Origin of the sequence: Nakamurella sp. PAMC28650 (assembly GCF_014303395.1) — a bacterium.
Classification (GTDB): domain Bacteria; phylum Actinomycetota; class Actinomycetes; order Mycobacteriales; family Nakamurellaceae; genus Nakamurella.
On the sequence record NZ_CP060298.1, the window covers coordinates 2119792 to 2136764 of the forward strand.

At 64.8% G+C, this 16973-nt stretch carries 18 protein-coding genes and 3 pseudogenes; 8 read left to right on the forward strand and 13 right to left on the reverse strand.

What is annotated here, in order from left to right; translation table 11 throughout:
- The first annotated feature begins 85 nt into the window (after positions 1-85).
- Positions 86-943 carry a maleylpyruvate isomerase N-terminal domain-containing protein gene (locus H7F38_RS09615; RefSeq protein ID WP_187093873.1) on the forward strand — a complete coding sequence of 286 codons (858 nt, stop codon included), beginning with the start codon at positions 86-88 and terminating at the stop codon, positions 941-943.
- A 129-nt stretch (positions 944-1072) separates the two neighbouring features.
- On the opposite strand, the gene H7F38_RS09620 is transcribed toward H7F38_RS09615, so the two are convergent.
- The 4 genes from H7F38_RS09620 to H7F38_RS26615 form a co-directional block, all read right to left on the reverse strand.
- Entirely contained in the window at positions 1073-1435 is a 363-nt protein-coding gene (locus tag H7F38_RS09620) for a VOC family protein (RefSeq protein ID WP_187093874.1), read from the reverse strand.
- Between the two features lie 224 nt (positions 1436-1659).
- Positions 1660-2223, reverse strand: coding sequence for a hypothetical protein (locus H7F38_RS09625; RefSeq protein WP_187093875.1), 564 nt, complete (start codon positions 2221-2223; stop codon positions 1660-1662).
- A 689-nt stretch (positions 2224-2912) separates the two neighbouring features.
- On the reverse strand, positions 2913-3248 hold the full coding sequence (locus H7F38_RS09630; protein ID WP_187093876.1) for a hypothetical protein: 336 nt from the start codon (positions 3246-3248) through the stop codon (positions 2913-2915).
- A 129-nt stretch (positions 3249-3377) separates the two neighbouring features.
- Complete coding sequence (locus tag H7F38_RS26615) at positions 3378-3575, reverse strand: DUF4192 family protein (RefSeq protein ID WP_187093877.1); 198 nt, start codon at positions 3573-3575, stop codon at positions 3378-3380.
- A gap of 374 nt (positions 3576-3949) precedes the next feature.
- On the opposite strand from H7F38_RS26615, the gene H7F38_RS09640 reads away from it, so the two are divergent.
- Complete coding sequence (locus H7F38_RS09640) at positions 3950-4282, forward strand: cupin domain-containing protein (RefSeq protein ID WP_187094592.1); 333 nt, start codon at positions 3950-3952, stop codon at positions 4280-4282.
- A 31-nt stretch (positions 4283-4313) separates the two neighbouring features.
- On the opposite strand, the gene H7F38_RS09645 is transcribed toward H7F38_RS09640, so the two are convergent.
- Positions 4314-4682 (reverse strand): DUF488 domain-containing protein, encoded by a 369-nt coding sequence (locus H7F38_RS09645; RefSeq protein WP_255498310.1) that lies wholly within the window; start codon positions 4680-4682, stop codon positions 4314-4316.
- 150 nt (positions 4683-4832) lie between these two features.
- Here H7F38_RS09645 and H7F38_RS09650 point away from each other — a divergent pair, with 150 nt between their 5' ends.
- Positions 4833-6611, forward strand: a complete 1779-nt coding sequence (locus H7F38_RS09650; RefSeq protein ID WP_187093879.1) for a molybdopterin-dependent oxidoreductase — start codon at positions 4833-4835, stop codon at positions 6609-6611.
- A 158-nt stretch (positions 6612-6769) separates the two neighbouring features.
- Positions 6770-7043, forward strand: a pseudogene (locus H7F38_RS09655) (transposase); the annotation flags it as partial.
- Between the two features lie 365 nt (positions 7044-7408).
- Here the strand turns inward: H7F38_RS09655 and H7F38_RS09660 are convergent.
- The 5 genes and pseudogenes from H7F38_RS09660 to H7F38_RS09680 all read right to left on the reverse strand — a co-directional run.
- Positions 7409-8353: pseudogene (locus tag H7F38_RS09660) on the reverse strand (IS1595 family transposase); the annotation flags it as partial.
- A 109-nt stretch (positions 8354-8462) separates the two neighbouring features.
- Positions 8463-9245 (reverse strand): hypothetical protein, encoded by a 783-nt coding sequence (locus H7F38_RS09665; protein WP_187093880.1) that lies wholly within the window; start codon positions 9243-9245, stop codon positions 8463-8465.
- Positions 9246-9578: 333 nt separating this feature from the next.
- Complete coding sequence (locus H7F38_RS09670; RefSeq protein ID WP_187093881.1) at positions 9579-9962, reverse strand: hypothetical protein; 384 nt, start codon at positions 9960-9962, stop codon at positions 9579-9581.
- The gene (locus tag H7F38_RS09675) at positions 9955-11043 is read right to left on the reverse strand and encodes a type IV toxin-antitoxin system AbiEi family antitoxin domain-containing protein (RefSeq protein ID WP_222618566.1); all 1089 of its coding nucleotides are present in this window, start codon (positions 11041-11043) and stop codon (positions 9955-9957) included. Before H7F38_RS09675 ends, H7F38_RS09670 begins: the two co-directional genes overlap by 8 nt.
- Before the next feature lie 217 nt (positions 11044-11260).
- Positions 11261-11554 carry a hypothetical protein gene (locus tag H7F38_RS09680; RefSeq protein ID WP_187093882.1) on the reverse strand — a complete coding sequence of 98 codons (294 nt, stop codon included), beginning with the start codon at positions 11552-11554 and terminating at the stop codon, positions 11261-11263.
- Positions 11555-11626: 72 nt separating this feature from the next.
- Here H7F38_RS09680 and H7F38_RS26620 point away from each other — a divergent pair.
- The 3 genes and pseudogenes from H7F38_RS26620 (at position 11627) to H7F38_RS09695 (ending at position 13696) form a co-directional block, all read left to right on the forward strand.
- Positions 11627-12623, forward strand: a protein-coding gene (locus H7F38_RS26620; protein WP_370531250.1) for an IS5 family transposase whose coding sequence is annotated in 2 segments (ribosomal slippage) — positions 11627-12028 and positions 12030-12623 — 996 coding nt in all. Because the reading frame shifts where the segments join, the coding sequence is not laid out codon by codon here.
- A 298-nt stretch (positions 12624-12921) separates the two neighbouring features.
- A pseudogene (locus H7F38_RS26625) lies at positions 12922-13113 on the forward strand (hypothetical protein); the annotation flags it as partial.
- 49 nt (positions 13114-13162) lie between these two features.
- Entirely contained in the window at positions 13163-13696 is a 534-nt protein-coding gene (locus tag H7F38_RS09695) for an MBL fold metallo-hydrolase (RefSeq protein ID WP_222618567.1), read from the forward strand.
- A gap of 55 nt (positions 13697-13751) precedes the next feature.
- On the opposite strand, the gene H7F38_RS09700 is transcribed toward H7F38_RS09695, so the two are convergent.
- Positions 13752-14670 (reverse strand): IS5 family transposase gene (locus tag H7F38_RS09700; RefSeq protein ID WP_370531281.1). Its coding sequence is split into 2 segments (ribosomal slippage): positions 13752-14318 and positions 14320-14670, totalling 918 coding nucleotides; the frame shifts between segments, so codons are not numbered across the junction.
- A gap of 324 nt (positions 14671-14994) precedes the next feature.
- Between H7F38_RS09700 and H7F38_RS09705 the strand changes: the two genes are divergently transcribed.
- On the forward strand, positions 14995-15429 hold the full coding sequence (locus H7F38_RS09705) for a helix-turn-helix transcriptional regulator (protein WP_187093883.1): 435 nt from the start codon (positions 14995-14997) through the stop codon (positions 15427-15429).
- A 431-nt stretch (positions 15430-15860) separates the two neighbouring features.
- Here H7F38_RS09705 and H7F38_RS09710 read toward each other — a convergent pair whose 3' ends face one another.
- Entirely contained in the window at positions 15861-16661 is an 801-nt protein-coding gene (locus H7F38_RS09710) for a YhcG family protein (RefSeq protein WP_370531311.1), read from the reverse strand.
- Between the two features lie 57 nt (positions 16662-16718).
- Positions 16719-16952, reverse strand: a complete 234-nt coding sequence (locus H7F38_RS26630; protein ID WP_370531355.1) for an integrase core domain-containing protein — start codon at positions 16950-16952, stop codon at positions 16719-16721.
- Positions 16953-16973 lie beyond the last annotated feature (21 nt).

Sequence of the window (16973 nt, forward strand, 5' to 3'; positions counted from 1 at the left end):
AGGGACGGGTGGTAGTCGATGTAGCACTGCTCGGCCCCGCCGGCCCGCCGCACCAGGGACCGCCGGTCACTGGCAGGGTGAGGACATGAGCGCCTCCCCGGCCCCGTCCGCCCCCGCCGCCGGCGCCGACGCAGGGGAGGTCGTCGCCGCCATGCGATCCCACCACGACCGGCTGGCCGCGCTGGTCGACCGGCTCGACGAGGCCGCGCTCACCGGCCCGAGCGGCGCGGCCAAGTGGCGAGTGTGCGACGTGCTCTCGCACCTGGGCAGCGGCGCCGAGATCATGCTGCCGGCAGTGGCCGCGGCCGTTGCCGGCGTCGCGCCCGCCGAGCTGTCACCGCCGCCGTTGAGCAACCAGTCGGTGTGGGACCGGTGGAACGCCTCCACGCCACGGGCGCAGGCGATCGGGTTCGTACAGTACGACGCCACGCTCGTGCAGCTGCTCGAGGGCCTGGACGCCGCGCAGCGCGACGCGCTGCGCGTCGGCCTCGGCCGGCGCCGGCGTGTCCTGCCCGAGCCGGTGCCGCTGGTGGTGGCCGCCGGCATGCGGCTCAACGAGGTGGTGCTGCACACCTGGGACGTCGAGGTGGGCCTTGACCCCGCCGCCGTCGTCGACGACGACTTGGCCGCGCTGCTGCTCCGGCTGCTCGCCGGCCCGCTGGGCTTCCTGCTCAGCGTCACCTCGCACCCCGAGGCACTGACCAATCCCGTGGCTCTGGCCCTGCCCGTCGGCGCGGTGCTTGTAGTCGACGACGCCGTGTCGCTGACCACCGCCGCCGCCGGCGCCCCGCAGGTCACCGCCACCCTCACTGGTTCGCCCGAGGCCGCCGCCCGGCTGCTCACCGGGCGTCTGGGCCCCGACCACACACCGTCCGGCGTCGACGTCGAGGGCGGGGGCACTGTGACGCTGGATGACCTGCGCCGGGTGTTCCCGGGGTTCTGACGCTGCCCGCGGCCACCGGACCCGGCGCGGTGGCGCCCGGCGTTAGGCTGGAAGCTCAGCGACGGTGCGCACCTCGATTCTCATGCGCTCCAACGACCGTGGATCATCCACAACGAGAAAATCATGCCGTTAGAGGCCGGTGGCTGGCTGCCACAGCTCGACGCGATTGCCCTCGGGATCGGTGACCCACCCGAATCGTCCGACGCCTTCCATGTCCTCCGGTTCGGAGATTACCTCCGCTCCGTTGGCGCGCAGTTGCGCGAGCATGGCATCCAGGTCGCGGACCCGGAAGTTGAGCATCACCTGTTGTAGGTGGGATCCGAAGTAGTCGGTGTCGGACTCGAACGTCGCGAACACGGTCGGCCCGGGTTCCTGCCGCCACTCGCCGTTTTCATCAGCCCCGAGGCCCAGGCAGTCGCGGTACCAGGCGTTGAGGGCGGCCGGGTCGGCGGCCCGCACAAAATGACCACCAATTCCGAGTACGCGTTCCATGCAAGCAGCCTGCCACGGCTCGTTCTCAGGTCAAGCCCCGTCACCGTTGTCGCCATCAGCAGCGTCCGTCAGCGGGACCCGGCCTCGGACCTGCTGACCGGCCTGCCATTTGCTTTGTCGTTTCCACGCAATGTCCGGACTGTGCGGGCCGGTCGGGCTGTGCCACCAGTCTGATTCTGGTGTCACCATTTGGATGTCGCTGAGCCACCAGGTTTGATTAGGGTTCAGAAAAATCTCCCCTTCGCGACGGCCGGTAAGCCACACCTTGATGCAAGCTCCCCGTCGCGCAGTGACCGGGCTCCGGGCAGGTAGCGGAGCCCCGCGGATCGGAGCCTGCCTGCAGCTGATCCCGTTCGAACCGCTGCGGCCGGGGCGACCCCGCCGCCGCGGGTGCCGCCGCCGCGCTGAACTCGATGATGACCGATCAGCCGCTGGCGGATCTGGCCGCCGGTGGAGATGTCGGTGACTGGGTCGGTCTGCAGCACTACACCCGAGTCCGGGTAGATTCCCGCAGCCCACAGCTGCTGGCCCCGCCGCCGGCCGGCGCCGATGTCGTTGAGCCAGTAGGTCATGAAGCCCCAGGGGGCGTTGGCGTCGGCGAGTTCCAGGACCTCCGACCAGGCGGCCCGCTTGTGGATGAGGGCATGGAAGTCGCGCATCGGGTACTCGGGGACGGCTGCCTCGAAACGGCAAACGGCCTGTTCGAAGACACCGGGCAGCGGCACGGAGTACCGCACGCTGGTGAACGATGTGCGTTCGGCGGCGGCCGGCGCAGGAGCGTCGATCATCGTGCGCCGCCGATCAAGCCGAAGCCCATTGCCGTCGCGGTCATGGCTGCCGTGCCAGCGGGATCGCGTCCGTTCGGTCGGGCAATACGTCGATGTCCGGTAACCGATGCAGCGGTGGGGCTTTCCCCACTAGCAGTGTTCCTCGGCCCAGGGCAACGACCGTTTTGAAGCACACGCTGCCGACGAGAATGGTGATGGCAGCAAGTATTAGATAAGCCAGTACATCGCTGCCGGTGGGGTGACCGCCATGGATCCAGAACAGCGCGGTCGATGCGACTGCGGCCCAGGAGAAGGTGAACGCCCATACACCCAGTGCCGCGTTGGCGTAGCCCGCTTCGGATGTCCACCAGACCAGGGGAACCTCACGGCAACCCGCCGGGACGGATGTAAGTGTTCCGTTACGCCACCCGCACCGGAAGCCAGCTGAACCCCGGTCGCGGATCGGTGACCGGTCACGGTTCGCCTACCGGACAGCATGAGCTGCGGCAGCCGACGCAGGATCCGGCGCCGCTGGCAGCCAAGCTGAACCCGAACGCCCGGAGCGACAGATTCGGTCCGTTGTTGTCGTGTGAGTCATTGCCACGGAATAGGTTTGCCACCGAGGCTGATCAGCGGCCCGACCAATTTGTGATGGATATTGGTGCTGGCAACGATGCACTGCGGGTAGTTCCGCATTGACTGCCCCGCCTTCACCGGACGCCCGGTGGTCGACGGGGTGATATTTGGGCCAGGCTCGGGCTGTCGGAAAGGTGTGCTCGTTTTAGTGCGGTGATGGTTTCGGCGCGCCATGTCCGGGCTGCGGGGAGGACCTTGGTGAGTGAGGACGAGCTGATGACGCGGTCATCGATCAGGTCCACGATCTCTGCTTCACCCAGTGCGGATCCGTCGGCGGGGTGTAGTGCTGCCGCGATCATGTCCAGCAACGCTGACCTGGCCTGCTCGTAGGTCGCTTCGGCGACGTGGTGTTCCTCGCCGTTTCCGTCGAACCGTAGGGCTGCGCCACTCGTCTCGGTTTGATCAACCATGGTGGGGCCTTTCACGCTAGGCAGGGATGGGTGGTGTGCAGGTTGCCGGCGCTGCGGGCCGACGATCCGAACGGCGACAGGTCTCGGTCTTTGGGGTGAGATTTCCTGATCGTCGGCCGAGTGCTGTGGTTACAGGACGAGGAGGTCGTCCGGGTCGGCGGGCGCTAGACCTGCATGCATGGCGGCGATCATCATTAGATGGGTCAGTTGGTGGTCAGGATTGATGCGCAGAACGCGATCCATGGCGACCTGGGACAACGTTCCGTCGCCATGGCGGTACGCGATCACAGCCAAGACGGACCAGAGGTCCGCAATGCGGGGATCCATCTGTGTCCGGGGTGCCCTGTGCAGCGGCGCCCAGCGCCGCTACGGCGCCCGGTTCCTGGTTGCGGATGAAGCGGCTCAGTAGTGCATCCCGACCGGAGACGGTGCTCAGCCCAGCCAATAGCGGGGATGAGGTGACCCCGGGCCGATACTGCACCTACTGGGTGAGCTGCTCGCGGTCGTGCAGCACCCTGCGACCGTGGGCCAGGTTGGCGACCGTCAGCTCGTCCGGCACCTCATGCGGGCTGTTCGCACGACGATGACATCGAGAACTGACTGCATCAGGGCGCGGCCCGGTGGTCCCACGTTCAGGTCGGTGACAGACTCCAACCGGAATGTCCTGCTGGCAGATTTATTTCGAGGCAAGGGGTGGCACTGTGCAGAAGAGCTCGCTGACGGCTTTGGTCCGAACGGAACTCCGCGCTGCCGTCGCGGCGTCCAGCGGCCGCAGCGCGAAAACGGTGTTCGGCGGTCACGAGCATGTGTTGCGGCAGACGGTGGTCGCGCTGCGGGCTGGTGAGGTGCTTGCCGAGCACGAGAACCCGGGTGAGGCGACCGTTCAGGTGCTGCACGGCCGGGTCGTGCTGCAGGCCGGTGACCAGTCCTGGCCCGGCATGGCGGGAGATCTGATCATCGTTCCGCAGGCGCCGCACTCGTTGCAGGCGCTGGAAGATTCGGCTGTGCTGCTGACCGTGGCCAAGCATCGGTGATGATACCGGTTCAGCCGGTGACGGTGCGGTCCTACGCCGTCCCTGGTTGTAGAAGCCGGGCAAGGACAGCTGCTTCACTGAGGTCAGGGTTTTGGGTTGCGGTGAGCAACGTCAACGCACCGGCGTCGCGAAGGTCGTGTAGGTGCTGGAGGGCGGCTGCCCGCTCGGGGTCTTGGAGTTCCTGCGTGTAGCGGGCGGTGAACTCTAAGAACAGTTCTGGGACGTGGCCGTACCACTTCCGCAGATCCGTGGACGGGGCGACGGTTTTGCACCATTCGTCCAAGTGCGCCCGGGCTTTGCTCAATCCACGCGGCCAGATCCGATCAACCAGCACCCGCGCGCCGTCGTCGGCCAGGGGCTCGTCATAGACGCGGCGGACCGAAACCGTTCTGTCAGCCACAGTTTTTCCACCTGTCCGATCCGCTCGTCCGATGTGCATGGCGTGTATCCCGACGCTGGCGTGGTGGGCCGTCGGCGGCAAATGATGTCGCCGCCGGGCGCCCTTGATGATGGTAGTTGCGTTGGCCGCGGCGGGGCTATCGTCCGGTCCATGGAACCTTCTTCCGACGTTCCGGGCTCCACGCCGGAATCAGCTGCTCCGCCGATACCGGCCGGTTTCCGGGCGGAGCTAGATTCCACCCGGTACACGAAGGTGGGCAAGGACTGGGCCGGCGGCGTGGCGGCCCAGTACGGGGTGGCTCCCAGGCTCCGGGTCGGCCGGTCCAAGTGGTTCAACCTGCTGTGGCTGGTCCCGCTCGGGTTCCTGCTGCTGCTCGCCGCGGTCGCTGTGGCCAAAGGCATCAGGGGTTTGCCGGGAGTGCAGTCCTTCCTGCACCGCTACCCGGGAATGTCGGAGCTGCCGTCGAACACGCCGGTCGGGTTTCCTGGATGGTTGGGGTGGCAGCACTTCCTCAACCTGTTCTTCATGGTGTTCATCATCCGCTCCGGGATCACGATCCTGGCCGATCATCCCCGGCTGTACTGGACCCGGCACAGCACCCCGGGCCGGGACTGGTTCCGCATCCAAAAGCCGATCCCCACCGATCCGCTGTACACCGCCAAACAGGACTCGATCACCCTGCCGGGCGGGGTCGGGCTGCCGGGGCGGCGGCATTCCATCGGGTTGGCCCGCTGGTGGCACCTGGGCATCGACGTGCTCTGGCTGGCCAACGGAATCATCTTCTTCGTCCTGCTGTTCACCACCGGGCAGTGGATGCGCTTGGTCCCGCTGCACTGGGACGTCATCCCCAATGCGATCTCCGTGGCCATCCAGTACCTGTCCCTGAACTGGCCCACCGAAAGCGGGTGGAGCAACTACAACAGCCTGCAACTGATCGCCTACTTCATCACCGTCTTCCTCGCCGCGCCGTTGGCGTTGCTGTCCGGGCTGGGGATGTCACCGGCGTTGTCCACCCGGTTCCGGCGGATCAGTTCGGTGTTCAACATCCAGTTCGCCCGGTCGGTGCATTTTCTCGTGCTGTGCTGGTTTTTGCTGTTCATCATCGTGCACGTCGCGCTCGTGATCACCACCGGTGCGCTGCGCAACTTCAACCACATGTACGCCGCCGCCAACAGCGAATCGTGGACCGGATTTTGGGTGTTCGCCGCGTCGATGGTGGTGGTAATCGTGGGTTGGGTGGCGGCCACACCGTTCACCTACCGGCACCCGCGGGTGGTGCAGAAGGTCGGTTTCGCGTTGATCGGGCCGGCGCAGCGGCTATTCGAACACCTGGACGCCCGACCCGGCCAGTACACCGAGAAGGACATCTCCCCCTACTTCTGGCACAACGGCAACTACCCCGACACCCCGGACTACCAACAGCTGGCCGCGGCCGGTTTTGCCGACTACCGCCTCGTCGTCAACGGCTTAGTGCACCACCGGGTGGAGCTGACGTTGGAGCAACTGCGGGCCCTGGAACACCACGAGCAGATCACCCAGCACTTCTGCATCCAAGGGTGGTCCGGTGTCGCCAAATGGGGTGGAGTGTCCATGCAGACCATCCTTGAACTCGTCAAGCCGACACCCGAAGCCAGGTGGGTGGTGTTCTACTCCTTCGCGTTGGGTCCCGAAGGCGGGCTGTATTACGACGTGCAACCCATCGAGCAGATGAGCTACCACCTCACGATGCTGGCCTACGACATGAACGACGACCCGGTGACCTTCGGTCACGGAGCGCCCCTTCGGCTGCGCAACGAAACCGAACTGGGCTTCAAGATGGTCAAATGGATCAAGGGCATCGAATTCGTCGCCGACTTCTCCGACATCGGCGGTGGGCTTGGTGGTTACAACAACGACCACGAATTTTTTGGTTACCGTCAGTCCATCTAGCCTCATCTAGCCTCGCGCTTTCATACGCATGCTGAGGTGGGTGTTTCGAAGTAGGCGAAAGGTGCTCTCACCTGCGATAATGATGGTCTCTGAGGTCAACATCGTCAGCAAACAGGAGCACCTTTCTGATGTCGCAGCGTACTGGTTTCTAACCGCCATTGACAGTGGACACGACCGCGAAGCGGGTGGTGTCCCACGCCGGTGCGGTGCTGCTGGCCACCACCGCTGTCAGGGTGGGGTTGGACCGAGAATTGTCGGCGGCGTTGGCGCCGTCGCGCAAGCAATGGGCGGTGCTGGACCCGGGGAAGATCCTGCTGGACCTGGCGATCAGCGTCGCCATCGGCGGGGACTGCCTGGCCGACATCTCGGCGCTGCGCAGCGAGCCGGCGGTGTTCAGACGGGTCGCCTCGGACCCCACGGTGTCCCGGGTCGTCGAGAGTGGCGACCCACCATGGGTGGAGATCAGCAGGTTCGGGCCCCGGGGCTGGATCATCGCGGCTACTCGGAGGGGGCCACCTTGGCCGAACCACCCTCGCTCGTGCCATCCCCGGCTAACGGCAGGACCACCGCGGTGGGCAGTGCAGATGTCAGAGGGCAGCCTACAAATAGAGCCGTAGCGGTGCTGGGACGTCGGTGCTTGGCGTGTATAGCTTCGTCAGGGCTATCCATTTGAGCCGACTTAGACGATGGGGGGGTTCGCGACGCCAGGGTCGGCTGGTGCGGGTGCGGTCCAGGCTGGGTGGGTGGCCTCGGCTTCCGGGTGGTGTCGGCGGGACGCCCTTCGGGGCTGGCCGGGCGATGAGTTGTCGGTAGCGGAGCGGGTCGTGTTCGACGGCTAGTTGCAGTACTCGCAGGAAGACCAGTCCGCGGCTGGCCGAACGGTGGCGGTTGAACCGGAAGCAGAACTCGTCCAGATACCCGTCGAGGTGTTCGATATTCACGGCACCCTGGTGGGTGCTCAGCAGCCAGCGCTTGGCCAGCGATGCGATCCTGTGCACTCCGGGCAGCAGCTTGTCGATGTCCTGGCCCAGGGCCTTCGCGGCGCGCTGGCTGCGCCGGTCATGCGTGTACCCCAACTTGTCGATGCCCAGATACCCGGTCCATCCGTCGGTGACCACCGTGGATCCTGGGGCGAGGTTGTCAGTGATGAACGTGTGCAGGGTGCTGGCGGAGACGTCGGGGATGATGCGCAGCCGGCACCGCCCGAAGCCCTCGGGCGACTTGACTTCCACCGCAATGGCGACCAGGGCCTTCTTGCCCTTGGCTCGTCCGCCGGCCAGTCCGGCCTCCTCGCCGCCGATGTAGGTCTCATCGACTTCCACCCTTCCGGTCAACCGTTCCCGGCCAGGCCGGATCAGCACCGAGCGCAACCGGTGCAGCATCGCCCAGGCGGTCTGGTATGAGCCGATCTGCAGCGTCCGCTTCAATGCCAACGCCGAGACGCCATCCTTGGCCGTGGCAAACTCCCAGCACACCTGGAACCAGACCGTCAGCGGGGTCCGGCGACGGTCGAACATCGTGCCGGCCGTTACGGCAGTCTGTGCCTTGCACTGCGCACACTTGAAGCTGCCGTCCGCGACCCGCCAACCCCCGGCGTGCTCGCAGCGCGGGCAGACGAAACCGTCCGGCCAGCGCAGCCACTCCAGGAAGTCCAGACAGTCCGCATCCGTGGCGAACCACGACTGGAACTCGCCCAGAGACCGCGGATACTGGATCCCACCGTGTGGGTGATCGACCGGCACCGCACCAGCCTAGTCGGCTCAGATGGATAGCCCTAAGCTTCGTTATCTGCCAAGCGCGATGGTGCTGTATTTGCTGCATCTCGCCACGTGCGCGGCGGTCAACCGCTGGTCATGTTTGGTTGGTGGACCGTAAATCGGAGCGGTAATCGAACACGATCCGCCGCTGGGCGCCGGTGTCGAGCTGCCCGCCCCATCTGCGGTATACCTCGATGAGGCTCTCTTCGGCCGGATACAGGACCACGACGGCGGCCTGGGCCTGCCAACTGGGCGTGAGCAGGCCAAACAGGTGGCGAGCCTGACCCTTGCGTCCGCAGGCCAGCGAGGTCAGCAACCACGCGGCCCCTTCTTCGGCCAACTGGTTACGGCGTCGCTCAAGCAGCGGGAGAGGACTTTCCGGTTCACGCTTGCGCCGGTGATCCCGGGCAACTTCGGCGATCACGACGGACAGGAAGTACACCACCATGGCGAGCTCAAGGATCGCCAGGATGATCGGCGGTACCTGGATGCCCCTGGTGAGCAGCACGGCGATCACCAGGATCGGAAGCAGCAGGATAACCATCTGCGTGGCAATGCCGCCGATCACCCCGGTCAACCACAACACCGGACGGATCTGTGCCTTTCTGCCGTCGTCGAGCGTCACCGAGGCACTTCGCCACTGGTAGACCCGATCAGATGTACGCCCCACCATCACCATCTGCATCCCGACAAGGGCGGGCACGCCGATCCAGCCCAACATGCGGGCACTGGCGGTATTGGGCTGGCCGAGGACGGAAAGGCGACGCGCACGGACAACAGCGATCCGGGCCAGCTGCCACGGCCACCGCAGCCGTAGTTCAGCCGGGTACGCAAAACCGCGAGCCTGCGCCAGTTTGGCCACCTCGTCCGATGCCATGCAAGTAACCCTAGGGCGAAGTGCCGGGACATCCTTCACCGTAGAACCGGAAAACCGTAAATACGGGGTTTACGTGATCGGGTGGGTGTGGTCCAGTGCCTTTCTGCGCTGCTGGACGGGGTCGTAGTGCTGCCCGGTTCGGTAATCAGGAAGCCAGTTCGAGGATCATGGAGTCCGAATCCCGACCTGACTTGACGACTTGCCAGTCCTCGGACAAGTACAGGCCCACCGCCGGGTTGGCCGGTTCGAGCTCAGACTCAGCGTATGTAACCGCGATTTTGTGACCTGGGCGTTCATCAGTGCGCGACCCACACCAGTCTGCCACCCGGATCGTTAGGCCTGTCCGGTTGCGGCGTCGTGACTCGGGAGGCCAGGGGACCATGACAGGGAGGATGGATCCCAGGCACCGGACGTCACGATGTTGGACAGAAGCGGATTCAAGCACTGTCCGACGAACGTCAACGCCGTTTCCAGATCGTGCAGTTCCCGGAGCATCTGCGACATCTGGGCCGCCTGCTGGCGGTAAGCAATTGTCCAACTGGGCGCCGGCGATTGCATGGTCGCCGGCAGCACGATCTGCCGGACCCGCGCTTGCTGAATCAGCGCAGTCCGCGTCTCGGCGGCGTCGATGCTGCTGCTTTGGACGATGAGCACCAGCTCGACCAGATCGCGGTAGCGGGTCGACGGCTGCTGCCCGGCTCCGTAGGTGCTATACATCGCGCATACCTTGTCGGCGATCCGCAATTGGCGACCGGCCGCCGGCCTGTCCCGCGTCACGCAGCAGTGCGGCCAGATGAGCCGTCACCTGCGGCGTCATGATCTTCCAGAGTCGGTCGACCGTGTCTTTCATGGCAGTGGAGAGACCGAGATTTTGCAGTCCGGCGATGAGCGCCGGATCCAGCTGCGGAACGTCCCTCGCAGCGGCGGCCAGGAAGGCCGCCGTCACCGATGAATCCAGAACCGGAAGGTTGGCTACTGCAGCGGAGATGGCTGCCCCGGCGGATCTGTCCAGCAGTGGGAAGTTGGCCGCCACGGCGGCTAGGGAGGCCCGTTCAACGCCGTTCAGCATCGGCATGCGCCCGAACGCCGCCGCAAGCCCGGCAAGATTGTCATTGCGTTCGGCCTGGGCGCCGATCCGGCGGACGGTCTCAGGGATTCCCGCTTGGTCAAGCAGCAGGTCAAGGAATTCGGCGCCGGCCCCCAGGGGGAGGCCGTAGTGATGCGCGAAGGGCCGCAGGACCGCGGTGATGGCGTCAATACCTAGGTGGTGGGTCATGAGAGCGTCTCGGACCACGCCAGCGAGATGACCCCCGTCGATCCGCGCAGCAGCCAGCTGGCCGATGGTCGTCTCGATGGTGGTGACGGGTAGACCGTCGATCAGCGTCCAGTCCGATCGTTGCAGGCTGTTGTCGACGTGGAACCGCACGTCAGAGCTGCGGCTCTGTCTGCGGTCGGCCACGGTGAACTCGATGAAGTCGGCCTCAAGGTCACCAAGCCCGCGCAGGTTGGCCGCCGAGCGGTGCGACAGCACCTCAGGCTGTGACCCGGTCAGACGCTCCGAGGCCGTGATCGCAGGGTCCAGAGCCAGCCACGCCGCTCGCACGTCATCGAGCGAGCTTGGCGGTTTTCCCGACGTTCGGTAGACGCCGTGCCGGAGCCGTTCCAGGATTCCGGTCGAGGCCATCCGAGCGACCTGCTGCGCGGACACTCCAACGGCGCCGGCCTGCGCCGTGGTGAGCAGGCCCCACTGCTCTGCAGCAAGGTCTACAAGCGCCAGAGGATCAAAAGCACGCTTCACGCTTCAATACTACGGTTAGATGTAAGTATTGCAGTAGTGCATGTAGTTCGCAGGGATCATTGACAGCGAGCAGAGTTTGCACACACCGGGGGTAGCGGCCCTCGGCGCAACCCAGGAGGGACAGGTTTGGACAGAGTTGAACCGCCACTACCGGAGCTGTTGGCCGACGGCTTGCCGACCGTCCATCGCGCCTGCGGCCAGGTATCAACATCATGGGTCAGTTGACCGGCGCCGCCTCCGCGGTGATGTAGCTCCACACCTGGGCCTCGTTGGTCTCAAGTGGCCGGACAGCATCTACCACCAGACGTTCAACCTGTAGCGAGCCGACTCCAGAGCGCATGTGTTCAACGTGATTCCAGTCGATCCCGTGCCAACCGGGGATGCCCCGAACCCAACCTTCGATGCGGGAACGGTGGACGGCAACGTCCCTGCACACGCATTCGATGACGGACAGCGTCGCGTCGTACCCGCGGGTCACTTCTGCCAGCCGCTGGATCGCTTCGTCAGCCACCACACAGTCAGCGATGCCCGACTAGGGCGTGTCCCGCGGATCTTGGAGGTCGGTTCCGACAGACTCTGATTTGTGCAGAATCGTCATGATTTGTCGGATGAGCAGTGGGCCCGGTTGGAGCCTTTGCTACCGGATCGGACCCCGATTCGGGGTGGTCGGTGGGTCGATCACCGCAGGGTCGTCGACGGGGTGCTGTGGCGGACCAGGTCCGGTTCGGCGTGGCGGGATCTCCCGGAGTGTTACGGCAATTGGAAGACGGTGTACAACCGGCATCGTCGCTGGTCAGGGGACGGTACCTGGCAGCGGGTGCTGTCGATGCTGCGGGCGGACTGCGATCACGGCGATGTCGGTGAGTGGGCGTTGGGGGTGGATGCGACGGTGATCCGGGCGCATCACCACGCGGCAGGTGCCCGGCACGAACCGCCGAAGGACATCCCCGCCGCCGTCCTTGCCAGCGTCGTGTTGGAGGCTCCGATCAAGGCCCTCAAAGACACAGGGGGCACTATCGAACTACAAGAATTCTGCGGATCGGCCGCCGCCGGTCGTTGATCGGGAGGGTTTGGGGCGTAGCCGCGGCGGGGTGACGACGAAGATCCACATGGCGGCTGATTCGAAGTGTCGGCCGGTGGGGCGGGTCATCTCGGCTGGTCAGCGGCATGACGCGTTGGCGTTCACCGCGGTGCTGGCCGATATTCGGATCGTGCGCGGCCGTGATGGGCGGCCTAGGACCCGACCGGATCGGGTGTTGGCGGACAAGGCGTATTCCAGCGGCAGAATCCGTAAGTCGTTGCGGCGTAGGGGTATCAAGGCGACCATCCCGGAGCCGGTGAACCAGATCAACGGTCGCCTGTCCAAGGGTTCCCGTGGTGGTCGGCCACCCAAATTCGACAAGGAAATCTACAAGGACCGCAACACCGTGGAGCGGACGTTCAACCGGCTACGCGGCTACCGCGCGGTCGCCACCCGGTATGACAAACGGGAGTTCGTCTACCGAGGCACCGTCGACGTCGCCAGCATCGGAATCTGGCTCAGGCATCTAACGGAGAACGATCCACGGGACACGCCCTAGCCGAGCATCAACTGACGAGTGAGCAGACCGGTCAGGACACTTTCGTACAGCTCGTCGTAGGCAGCCGGGTCCAATTGGGCGATCTGATGGTGGGCGGGTTTCCATCGACCCGAGAAGCCAGTCTCCGGCGAACACCGGCACCCCGAGTCGCCTGCCGAGTGACTCGGCCAGCGTCGATTTGCCGGTGCCGGGCAGGCCGGTGAACACCACGATCGTCGGCTGCATCGGCCGACACTTTCACATCGGCGAACCGGCACGGGGTGGTTGATTTGCTGAACAGGGTGGGTAGGTTCCTCGGGTGGGCGCAACTGCGTGGTTCGAATCCAAGGCGGTCGGTGCAGGGATCGTCCGGATCGTCGAGCCGCATGTCGATGAGATTTTACGGTCGAATCTGTGGTGGTTACAAGGTACGGACCGCGACATCGTCATCGATGCAGGCCTTGGCGTGGTGCCATTGCGTCAGGCGGTGCCCGCGATGTTCGACCGGGACCCGATGGTGCTGCTGACCCACGCGCACCTGGACCATGTCGGCGGAGCCTATGAGTTCGGTGAATGCGGCGCACACACAGCTGACGTCGACGTTCTGGCCCGCGGTGTCCCGGCCAGCCTCTGCGGACCCAGATTTGGCGCTGCTGCTCGGCGCCGACGATGTCGGGTCACCGTTCCCAGAGCTGATGATCAAGGAGATGCCCTACCCCGGATACGACCCGGCGTCCTACCGGCTGCAACCGGTCACGGTGACCCGCCGACTCCAGGATCGAGAATGGATCGAGCTGGGCGGCCGAACTCTGACCGTCCTGCATCTGCCTGGGCACACGCCAGGCTCCATCGCCCTGCTCGAGGAGACCACCGGTGTGCTGTACGCCGGCGACGTCATCTACGACGGATACCTCATCGACGATCTTCCCGAATCCGATATCGCCGCCTATAGGCAGAGTATGGACGTTCTGGCCAACCTGGACGTCTCGGTCGTCCACCCCGGCCATGGCCGCAGTTTCGATCAGGTCCGGCTCCGAGAGCTGACCGCGAAGTACCTGGACCGATCGCGACCGGAGGACAGCAGCGAAGATTAGGGGTCTACTGAATCTCGCGACGGTGTGACTGGACGCCTAGAGCGTGTCTGGTAATTCAGCGGAGGTGCAGCACGCTGGCGGCCAGATGGACACCGCCAAGGAATGTCAGGGCGTGTTTGTCATAGCGGGTGGCGATGCCGCGCCACTGTTTCAGACGGGCGTATCCGCGTTCGACGGCGTTGCGGCGTTTGTACTCCTCGGCTTCAAATCCTGGTGGGCGGCCACCGCGTGAACCCTTCGCCTGACGATGGGCCTGCTGGTCACTGCGCTGCGGAATGGTGTTGCCGATACGTCTGCGCCGCAACTCCTTCCGAGTGGAGGGATGCGAATACGCGCGATCGGCCAGTACCCGGAACCGGCGGGCCCGAACGCCCCGCTGCTGCCGGCGGTGCAGATCCAACAACGGCACCAACTGGGGATTGTCGCCGGCCTGGCCGGGCGTCAGGATCACCGTCACAGGGCAGGCCCGCTGATCGGTCAAGGAATGGATCTTCGTCGACAGACCGCCCCGGGATCGGCCCAACGCGTGGTCAGCGGGTTCGACCGGAAAATTCTTGTCATTCGATGGTGCCCCCTGTGTCCTGCTCGACCGTCGAAACGACCTCCGAGGTGACGCTCTTGCGAGCCCCGGCCGCGTGCTGGTGCGCGCGCACCACCGTGGAATCCACCGACAGCAACTCGATGACGGCGTCACCCTCAACGTCCTGGACAAACCCAGCCCGTTTCGCGGCCACCAAGATCCGGTCATAGGTACCGTCGGTTGACCAGCGGAAATGCCGTGCCCACACCGTCTGCCAACGACCCAGCTCGGTCGGCAGATCCCGCCACGGCGAGCCCGTCCGGTAGCGCCAGCAGATCGCCTCGAGCATCTCGCGGTGATCGTTCCACGGACGGCCACGCCGACCACCGTAGGCCGGCATCAACGGCTCGACCACCGCCCAGAACTCGTCCGAGATCACTCCTGTACGCGCCATAGGAAGATCATCAACGTCGAGGCGCCGATTGATTAGCAGACACGCTCTAGTTGTGGGACGTGCCCCTGTGTCGGCCAGGCGAGCTGCAGAGAGGTGGTGGCTTTCTCAGCAGCCGCGACGCGGCGCCGGCTCGAGCATGAGGCGTCGCGGTTCTATCCAACGACAGGTGCGTGGCAGCTGTCCAGACGGGTTGAGCCGGTGGATGCAGCAAATGCTCAGCCGCCCGATGGCTGGTCGACACGCTCAAGTCGACCGTCGGTACGGTGTCGCCAGCGGGCCGGTGCCGACCCGTTGCAATCAAAAGTGTTGAATGTGAGGTGAGTGATGTCAGAGGCGATGGCCACGACAGGTGCGGTCGCTGAGCTGGCCCGGCGGTTGAACCATCTGTTCACCTTGCCGACGGCTCCAGGGGGCCGGGTGTGGACCAACCCGGAGATGGTCGCCCAACTCGCCACCCGCGGTGTGCAGGTGACACCGGCGTATCTATCGATGCTTCGCCGCGGCAAGCGGAAAAATCCGAGTTTGGCCGTGATGACTGGCCTGGCCACGGTCTTCGAGGTCCCAACGGCCTACTTCTATGACCCCGGCACCGCCGACCGGTTCGCACAGGACCTGCAGCTGCTGGCTGCTGTCCGCCGTGCCGGGTTGGCTCAGATGGTGCTGCGGGCAGCGGCGCTGTCTTCGGTGGGCCAGCGGGAGATCGCAGTGATCATCGAGGCGTTCCGCCGTATCGAAGGCGTCCACGACAGCGCGAAGTGAGTTCTGCCCACATCCTCGGCGAATGTGGCGGGTGACGGCCGTCATGGCCGGTCTAACTGTCAGGACAAACCAACGGGTGGGCGAAGCGTTGGTGGGAGGGCGGCGCACTCGAGCCAGCAGACCATTTGTAACGTTGTCTAAGGCCGTATACAAAAGCGCTATACATGGTTAGATTCTGTTAGGGATACTGTCTGCAACCCCTACAGGCCCCGGCGCCCGGTCGACGCCCACCAGCGCTGATCGGCCGCGAGATGCAGCTGGCGGTGTTCGACGTCCTCCTCCACCGCGCCGCCCGCGGCCGTACCGGCCAAGGTCTCATACTCGGTGGATTAGACGCCGTCTCCGCCTCGCGCAGTCCCGGAGTAGGCGCGCCGCTGGGTCGGCCGATCCTCTACATCTAGAGCAGTGATACCGGTTCTGGCGGTCGCAGTTCAGATCTCAGGTTGATCGTGATTCCTGTCTGGTGGCGGTACCTCGGCGATGGCCGTGGCCAGGATATCTACTCCCGGCAACGCGGCTCGCTCGTCTGCGGGCAATTTGTCGTAGGTGTACGTGGCGATGGCCATCGGGGCCGCCGCAGCCCGCAACGCGTACCGGACTACCTTCTCGTTCTTATCGGTGCACAGCAAGATACCTACGGTCGGGGCATGGATGGCCGGTTTCCGCAGCAGGTCGTCGATCATCGCAACATAGAACCCGATCTGCCCTGCGTATTCCGGTTTGAACTTACCCACCTTCAGCTCGATCACAACGTACCGCAGCTGAGATATGTTGAATAGCAACATATCTACGATGAACTCATCACCGTCCACGTCGAACCGAACCTGCCGTCCGACGAAGGCGTACCCGTGCCCGAACTCCGTCAGGGTCTGCTGCAGCCTGTCCATCATGGCCTGTTCGAGATCCCGCTCGGCGGCCTGTTCTGTCATCGATAGGAAGTCGAAGACGTAGGGATCTTTGGTCATCTCCTGCGCCAGATCGGAGTCGGCTGCCGGCAGGTGGTCTCCGAAGTTCGACGGTGCCGATCCGAGTCGGGTCCGCAGACCGGTAGCGATGTGATGCTCCAGCACGGGTAGCGACCAGGCGTTGCCCACTGCCTTATCGGCGTACCAGTCCCGCTCGCCGCGGTCGGCAAGCTTGTCCAACAAGCATCGGACCATCCGCCAGGGAAGTTGTCCCACGCTGCGTGGGACAACTTCGCCGTTCGGCCAGGCCGCAGCGAATGCCCGCATGTAGTACAGGTTCGACCGGGCCAGACCTGGAGTGTTCCCGATTTTGTGGACTCGAAGTTAAGCCGCGAGCTCGTTTAGATGTCTAAATCCTAACTCATATTCCACGGGTGTCAAGTAGCCAATTGAGGAATGGCGTCGGTGGGTGTTGTAGTACGTTTCGATCCACAGAAATGTTTCCCGTCGTAGACGTTTCAGCGTCGGCCACGGCTTCGTATGGATCAGCTCCTTCTTGTAAGTCGCGAAGAATGATTCGGCAACCGCATTGTCATAGCAGGTGCCGGTGCGGCCCATCGACCGGCGGATACCATTCGC